Below are 7792 nucleotides of genomic sequence, written 5' to 3'. Positions count from 1 at the left end.
CAGTTCGCGCGCCGTTTCGCGGGCCGTATCCGAATTCCGGTCGCCGCTCAGCATTTGAGCCAGCTCGTCCACCCGCTCGCTATTTTCAAGCTTACGAATTGAAGTGAAGGTTTTTTCGCCTTCATCAAATTTGTACACCTGGTAATGGTGATCGCCTTTAGCTGCAATTTGTGGTAAATGCGTAATGTTGATAACCTGCATTTTTGTTGAAATGCCTTTCAAAATATCGCCCATTTTTACCGCTATTTCGCCCGAAATTCCAGTATCAATTTCATCAAAAACGATCGTTGGAAGCGACTTGCTGTCAGTAATCAGACTTTTCAAAGCCAACATTAATCGCGACATTTCACCACCCGATGCGATTTTTGATATTTCCTGGGGTTCGGCGCTCTTGTTGGCACTAAACAGGAAGCGGACTTCATCTTTCCCCATCTGCCCCAACTGATCAGTCAACTCAAAGTAGAGCTGAAAAACGGCATTCGGCATCCCCAGTTTTTGCAACATGCCAACCACCGATTGCTGAACAGTCTCTGAAACACCAGTCCTACTTTTTGTCAATTCCGCTGCCAGTTCATTTAAGGTCTTTTCCTGCTGAGCAATCAACTGCTCATAGCGAGCTATTTCTTCGTCATACGAAGCCACCTGCCCTATTTTTTGATCCAAGTCCTCCTGAACTTCCAGCAACTCTTCAACCGTCGCCACATGAAATTTCTGCTGGAGTGAATAAATCAGATCAAGGCGCTCAGCCACCAGCTGAATCCGCGCCGGATCATGCTCAACGCGTTCGGCTACCGCCGAGCTCTCCTCCGCCAGGTCTTGCAGTTCCAAATAACAGGATTCCAGGCGCTGGTGTAATTCCTTGGCCTCTGTAAAATAATCACTCATCTTATTGAGTCGGTTCACATGTTCCTTTAGACGTGTCAGCACCCCCTGCTCATCACTTTCCAAGTCTTGGTTCAGCTGCCCAAACGTAAGTTTAATGTCTTCGGCATGTTCCAACTGGTTTTGCTCCGATTCCAATTCAGACTGTTCTCCCGGTTTCAGTTTAGCTTCTTCCAGTTGCTGAAACTGAAACTGAAAATAATCCAAATCCTTTTTGGCTTGCTCCGCCTCGCTGACCAAATCGGCATATTTCGTTTTTGCCGTCGAATATTCGGAAAAACGTTTTTGATAATTACTGAGAATGGACTGGTTTTTTGCCACCAGGTCAACCAGTTTTAGCTGAAACAGGCGATTACCCAACTCCAGGTTTTGGTGTTGCGAGTGAATATCAATCAGGCGTAGAGCCAGCTCACGAATGGTTTTGAGGTTGACCGGTGTATCATTGATAAACGCCCGCGATTTTCCGGCTGGTGTAATTTCGCGCCGCAAAATAGTTTGGTCATCGTAATCCAGCTCATTTTCAATAAAAAAATCTTCCAGAAAATATTCCTTCACGGCAAAGCTTCCTTCCACCGTGCATTTTTTATTCTTATCGCGCAATACCGTAAGGTCAGCGCGTTGACCAAGAATCAGTCCGAGTGCGCCAAGCACAATGGATTTTCCAGCACCGGTTTCCCCGGTAACAATATTAAATCCGCTGTTGAATTCAATCGACAGCTTGTCAATCAGGGCGTAGTTTTTAATATAGAGCGATTGTAACACGGAGGCGGTTTTTAGCTTTTAAAATTCTTCGGCTGCTTTATTTATCTTTTCGTATTTGCTTCCATTCGATGGATCAACTTCATTTAAAATGGTCATCACCCGGTTGCGCTCATCCGGATACGATTTGGAAAAAATATTGACCAACTCGTCGGATTTGGCATCGAAAAAAATTTGCAAAATATACAATGAAGGCCGGGAGCGAAATACTTTCTGAATGGATCGAAGCGACTCGGCAACGGCAGCTCGCCCCTCTTCAATCTGTTCGTGCATCTTATCGAGGCCAAGCCGGTGATATTGATAGGTACAATCGCGAAAAGGCGCATACGACTTGTTCAATAGATTTTCGACTAACCAGTACCGGTTCCGTTCGCTTTCGTATGCTTTCCATCCTGCATAACGCACGTTCTGCGAATTGTTTACGATTTGCTGGGCTTTCTGAAAATATTCTGTGCCTCCGTTGGGCGAAAATGAATCGTAATCCATTCCCAGGATGACGTAGGCATAATAAGCCATCAGGTTCGTCAAGTTGTCACGGTTTGAAGTTTCATTAAACTCCATGGACTGGTATTCCACGTACTCCACATGAAAATCGTTGTCTTTGATATTGAGCAAAGGGGTTTCATAATCAGAATTGAACACTGGCCGACGCAGCTGTACCTGGATGCTTCCCTTGAATTCGTTTGAGGAAAGCTGCTCGGTCAGTCGAATATAAATACTACACTCAATGCGTTCGTCCATCGAATAAACGTGGTCGGTCCACTTGCGGTTGTTCATAAACTCATACAAGTCGGCCTGCATGGTCTGAAAAACATTGCGATTAGCACCCTGAATCTGCTGGCCCGATACGCTGATATTGCAACGCAACTCCTGCGCCATGCCCGAACCAACAAGCAGTAAAACCAACAGCAATAAGAAGCCTAGTTTCTTCATAATCAAAAAATACCTGTGGAGTAAAAATAATCAAATTCTGCAGAAGTCTTACAACTTTGCCAATTCCTGAGTCAGCTTTTCAACAATATCGGCGGCAACCTCTGCCTTGTGTTTTAACTCAAATAGTTGAGCATTATTGTCTTTCGAAAGAATGGTAATCTTATTGGTGTCCACCCCAAAACCAGCACCACGATCCTGCAACGAATTGAGAACGATGAAATCTAAGTTTTTCTTTTGAAGTTTGCCCAAGGCATTTTGCTCTCCGTCGTTTGTTTCGAGCGCAAAGCCCACCAAAAGTTGGCGATTCGTTTTGAGTTTGCCCAGCGAAGCGGCAATGTCGGCCGTCGCTTCCAAATCAATACTCATCTCATTCGCCTGGCGCTTAATTTTTTGCCCGGCTGCTTGTTTGGGACGGTAATCAGCTACGGCAGCACACATAATGGCCGCATCCATCGCCGGAAAATGACGCAGGCATGCCTCGTGCATTTCGCTTGCCGACTCCACATCAATCCGTTGAATATTGGGATGCGTCAACTTCACGCCTACCGGCCCGGCCACCAAAAGCACTTCAGCTCCCTGCTCTGCCAGTTCTTCGGCCAGGGCAAAGCCCATTTTTCCCGAAGAGTAATTCCCGATAAAACGAACAGGATCAATCTTTTCGTAGGTAGGACCGGCAGTAACCAGCACCTTTCTATTCAGAAGTTTTTTTTTTGAGTAGAAAAAAGCGACCACTTCTTCCACCAGCTGTTCTGGTTCCTGCATCCGCCCTTTGCCGTGCAGTCCGCTGGCCAGTTCGCCTTCGCCTGGTTCAAGAATGACATTCCCAAACGAACGCAAAATGTCCAGATTTTTCAAGGTTGAAGGATGCCGAAACATGTCCAGGTCCATAGCTGGAGCCAGATAAACCGGACATTTAGCCGACATATAGGTCGTAACCAACAAATTATCGGCAATGCCATGTGCCATTTTGCCAAGCGTAGCCGCCGTAACCGGTGCGACGAGCATTAAATCCGCCCACTGCCCCATATCCACGTGTGAATACCAGGTGCCGTCGTTGGCAGCAAAAAATTCCGAAGCGACAGGGCGTCCGGATAAGGCTGACATGGTAACCGGGGTAATGAATTCTTTCGCTGCGGGAGTCATCACAACCTGCACGTCAGCACCTTCTTTCACTAGCCCTCTTAAAAGATAAGCCGCCTTGTAGGCAGCTATACTTCCGGTCAATCCTAAGATAATATGTTTTCCTTTAAGCCTCATAAAGGCTTCCAATTAGAGTCCTTTGCGGTTTTCTTTCGCAGGATTACGATGGTAAATTTGTCCTTGCTTTAATTCTTCAAAAGCAATCAAGGTCGGCTTTGGCAAGCGCTCGTAATACTTCGAGATTTCGATTTGCTCACGGTTTTCAAATACTTCTTCCAAATTGTCTGTGTAAGAAGCAAATTCCTGCAATTTCTGATTCAGTTCTTCTTTCATTTCAGAAGAAATCTGGTTAGACCGTTTTGCAAGGATCATCACCGTTTCGTAAACGTTTCCTGTTTGGTCTTCCAAGTCATTCAAATCTCTTGGAACCGTTGAGCTTTCAGCTTTAATTTTTTTATAATCCATATCTATTTATAAATTAGCCTCTTCGTTATAATTTAATAACCTTGCTGTTTCCTCGTAGAATTTTTCAGCCTCTTTCCGGTGTTCACTTTCCGGGAATTCATCGACAAAGGTAAAATATTCATCCAAAGCATCGGTTAAACGCTCCTCTTTTTTTTCCTCTACGCTTCTGATAGCCAAAAGATACTTCGCCCTTAACAGCATAAACATGAGTTCTTCGCGATACTTGGTATCCGGAAATTCTTTTAAGGAATTTGTCAAAGCGACAACAGCAGCCTTATAATCTTCCAAATCGTAATATAATTTTCCGCTCAGAAAGGATTTATAAACCAACTTATCGCGCAGTTCGATAATCAGCCGGTTTGCTTCCTCAATCCGATCGCTGTTGGGGTATAAATTCATATACAATTGAAGGGCATCAATTGCCTTTTGAGTTACTTGCTGGTCTAGCCGTGGCTTTGGTGAATCAAGGTAATGACAATAACCAATCATGTATTGTGATTCCTCAGCATATTTACTTTTTGGAAAATCTTTCACCAAGGTCCGAAACCAATGTCCCGCCATTAAATAATCATTCGCACCATAATGGCTTTTGGCGTAATAATAATATACCTCATCGGCACGACTGGTTCCGCGGTAAATATTAACAAGCTCGCTCAGCAGTTGGGAAGAACGCACAAACTCGCCCGCTTCATAATACTCCAGAGCCTTTTTATATTTAAACTCGTAGTCTGTACTTTTTACAATTTTATTGTAATCGCTACACGCAGTGCCGACCAATAACAATAACAGAGCAAAAACGATTATATTCTTCATTTTTATAAACATGGCGCAAAGATACATTTTTCATTAAAATACGAACCGCAAAATACAGAAGTTTTATTTATCTACTCGCTGGTTTAATATAAATTAACAAATTTGTAGACTTCTTAAAAAAAATTACTTTTGCATAGTTAATTTTAAAGCTTTTTGAAGTGGATATTTTTGAAAAATTTCGATCAAATAGAGGCGACATTGGCAAGCACATGGAACGAGCCCATGGCTACTTTGCTTTCCCAAAGTTGGAAGGTGAAATCAGTGCCCGCATGAATTTCAGGGGCAAGGAAGTGCTGACCTGGAGTTTAAACAATTACATTGGCCTGGCCAACCACCCTGAAGTTCGCAAAGTAGACGCTGACGCGGCAAAAGATTGGGGACTGGCCTATCCGATGGGAGCTCGTATGATGTCGGGGCAAACCAACCAACACGAGGAACTCGAACGACAACTCGCTGCTTATGTTGGCAAGTCGGACTCCTTTTTACTGAATTTCGGCTACCAGGGAATGGTTTCCATTATTGATGCGGTTTGTGGCCGCAACGATGTGGTGGTTTACGATAGTGAATCGCACGCCTGCATTCTTGATGGTGTGCGCCTGCATATGGGCAAACGCTATGTTTATCCACACAACAACATTGAGAACCTGAAAATTCAACTGGGTCGTGCAACCAAACTGGCTGAAAAGCAAGGGGGAGGTATTTTAGTTATCACCGAAGGTGTTTTTGGCATGTCCGGAGATTTGGGCAAGCTGGATGAGATTGTTGCTTTGAAAAAGGAATTCAATTTCCGATTGCTCGTTGACGACGCCCATGGCTTTGGTGTGATGGGACCAACAGGTGCCGGAGCGCCCGAGCATTTTGGAGTACAAGATCAAGTCGATCTGCACTTCTGCACCTTTGCCAAATCAATGGCTGGAATTGGCGCTTTTGTAGCCTGCGACACCGACGTGTGTAACTTCTTGCGGTACAACATGCGTTCGCAAACCTTTGCCAAATCACTTCCGATGCCCATGGTTATTGGCGCTATGAAACGACTGGAACTGCTGAAAACAAAACCAGAACTTCGCGAACAACTGTGGAATGTGGTGAACAATTTGCAATCGGGCTTAAAAGAAGCTGGTTTTGATCTGGGGCGCACAAACTCACCCGTTACACCGGTTTACATGAAAGGTGGCGTGGTTGAAGCAACCAATGTGGTGATGGATCTGCGTGAGAATTACGGCATCTTTTGTTCAGTTGTCGTTTATCCGGTGATTCCAAAGGGTGAAATTATCCTTCGTCTGATCCCAACAGCCATGCACACGCTGGAGGATGTTGACATCACAATCAAGGCATTCAAAGAAGTTAGAGACAAGCTGGAATCGGGAGCCTATGCGGGTTCTGAGGTTCCAAACATGGCCTAGTCCTAAAAGATACATTCAAACAAAAAGCCATGCTGAAAATTCAACATGGCTTTTTTGTTTTTGCTAAATGGTTATTTTATTGATACTAACTGTGCTTCTCTGACAAATATCGTTCTGCGTCCATCGCCGCCTTACATCCCGAACCGGCAGCCGTTACCGCCTGACGATAAATTGAGTCCATTAAATCGCCACAGGCAAATACGCCGGAAATGTTGGTTTTTGAAGTTCCTGGTATTGTTTTGACGTAGCCGACTTCATCGGTCTCTAAAAAGTCGGAAACAAAGTCTGAGTTGGGTTTATGCCCAATAGCCAGGAAAAAGCCATCAATTTTAATTTTTACTTCCTCTTCGTCAACCTCTCCTTTATTTTTCACTAAAGTAGCGCCCTCAACAACACCATCACCAAACAATCCCTTGGTTTGGTGCTTCCAAAGAATTTCAATATTTGGTATTTTCTTCACCCGATCAGCCATCACGCGCGAAGCACGCAACACATCGCGACGAACAATCAGGTAAACTTTATTCGCCAATCCAGCAAGATACATCGCTTCTTCAGCAGCGGTGTCGCCACCTCCAACAACAGCCACATCCCTTCCGCGATAGAAAAAACCATCGCAGGTAGCACAAGCCGAAACACCACCTCCAGCGTATTTTTGTTCATCCTCAATTCCTAGATACTTCGCTGTTGCACCAGTCGCCAAAATAACAGCCTCTGCTTCAATCAGCTTTTTATCGTCAATCCACACTTTGTGAATATCGCCTGAGAAATCCACCTTGGTTGCATAGCCATAACGAACATCGGTGCCAAATCGCTGGGCCTGCTTCTTAAAATCCTCCATCATCACTGGTCCGGTTACTCCTTCAGGATAGCCTGGATAATTCTCTACTTCGGTCGTTGTAGTCAACTGTCCTCCAGGCTGAAGTCCTTCATACATGACGGGGCTCAGATTGGCACGAGCGGCGTAAATAGCCGCCGTATAGCCCGCAGGACCTGAACCAATAATCAGACATTTTACGCGCTCTGCCTCGCCCACAGGTTCATTTTTAGGCTTCTCGCTTTCCTTAAGATCTAGTGATTTAAACATGACTTTTATTTTTAGCTTTTTTTTATTAAAAACGACACGGCAAAATTACACAACATCGAGATATATACAACATTTGATTCATCAATAATAGTGAAGGCGCGATAGAGGCAGACTATTGAAAATAGTCAATCAATAGTTTAAATTAATTTTGCAGAATTCCCTTCTTTATATACTTTTGCAAACGCTTCAACCAAGATTATTGCAAATAGACGAAATCAAGGGTGAAGTAAAAATTAATCGGGATGTGGCGCAGTCTGGTAGCGTACTCGTCTGGGGGGCGAGGGGTCGCAAGTTCAAATCTTGTCATCCCGAC

At 44.4% G+C, this 7792-nt stretch carries 7 protein-coding genes and 1 tRNA gene; 2 read left to right on the top strand and 6 right to left on the bottom strand.

What is annotated here, in order from left to right:
• From recN to bamD, 5 genes are all read right to left on the bottom strand, one after another.
• Window positions 1–1644 (bottom strand): DNA repair protein RecN (gene recN / locus AAC033_RS17490; RefSeq protein ID WP_339740505.1); only part of this gene is annotated, 1644 nt, incomplete at its 3' end.
• A gap of 18 nt (window positions 1645–1662) precedes the next feature.
• Window positions 1663–2574 carry a DUF4835 family protein gene (locus AAC033_RS17485; RefSeq protein ID WP_339740503.1) on the bottom strand — a complete coding sequence of 304 codons (912 nt, stop codon included), beginning with the start codon at window positions 2572–2574 and terminating at the stop codon, window positions 1663–1665.
• A gap of 48 nt (window positions 2575–2622) precedes the next feature.
• On the bottom strand, window positions 2623–3831 hold the full coding sequence (coaBC, locus tag AAC033_RS17480; protein ID WP_339740501.1) for a bifunctional phosphopantothenoylcysteine decarboxylase/phosphopantothenate--cysteine ligase CoaBC: 1209 nt from the start codon (window positions 3829–3831) through the stop codon (window positions 2623–2625).
• 12 nt (window positions 3832–3843) lie between these two features.
• Window positions 3844–4179 (bottom strand): DNA-directed RNA polymerase subunit omega, encoded by a 336-nt coding sequence (locus AAC033_RS17475; RefSeq protein ID WP_339740499.1) that lies wholly within the window; start codon window positions 4177–4179, stop codon window positions 3844–3846.
• A 6-nt stretch (window positions 4180–4185) separates the two neighbouring features.
• The gene (bamD, locus tag AAC033_RS17470) at window positions 4186–4992 is read right to left on the bottom strand and encodes an outer membrane protein assembly factor BamD (RefSeq protein WP_339740497.1); all 807 of its coding nucleotides are present in this window, start codon (window positions 4990–4992) and stop codon (window positions 4186–4188) included.
• A 158-nt stretch (window positions 4993–5150) separates the two neighbouring features.
• Here bamD and AAC033_RS17465 point away from each other — a divergent pair, with 158 nt between their 5' ends.
• Window positions 5151–6395 (top strand): pyridoxal phosphate-dependent aminotransferase family protein, encoded by a 1245-nt coding sequence (locus AAC033_RS17465; protein WP_339740495.1) that lies wholly within the window; start codon window positions 5151–5153, stop codon window positions 6393–6395.
• 85 nt (window positions 6396–6480) lie between these two features.
• Here the strand turns inward: AAC033_RS17465 and trxB are convergent, their stop codons facing one another.
• Window positions 6481–7479, bottom strand: coding sequence for a thioredoxin-disulfide reductase (trxB, locus tag AAC033_RS17460; RefSeq protein ID WP_339740493.1), 999 nt, complete (start codon window positions 7477–7479; stop codon window positions 6481–6483).
• Window positions 7480–7717: 238 nt separating this feature from the next.
• Between trxB and AAC033_RS17455 the strand changes: the two genes are divergently transcribed.
• Window positions 7718–7791: transfer RNA gene (locus tag AAC033_RS17455), tRNA-Pro, on the top strand.
• The last annotated feature ends 1 nt before the right edge of the window (window position 7792 follow it).

It is taken from the genome of uncultured Sunxiuqinia sp., assembly GCF_963974515.1.
Classification (GTDB): Bacteria; Bacteroidota; Bacteroidia; order Bacteroidales; family Prolixibacteraceae; genus Sunxiuqinia.
The sequence above is the reverse complement of the archived record's forward strand: the minus strand, read 5'-3'. Positions and strand labels throughout refer to the sequence as shown.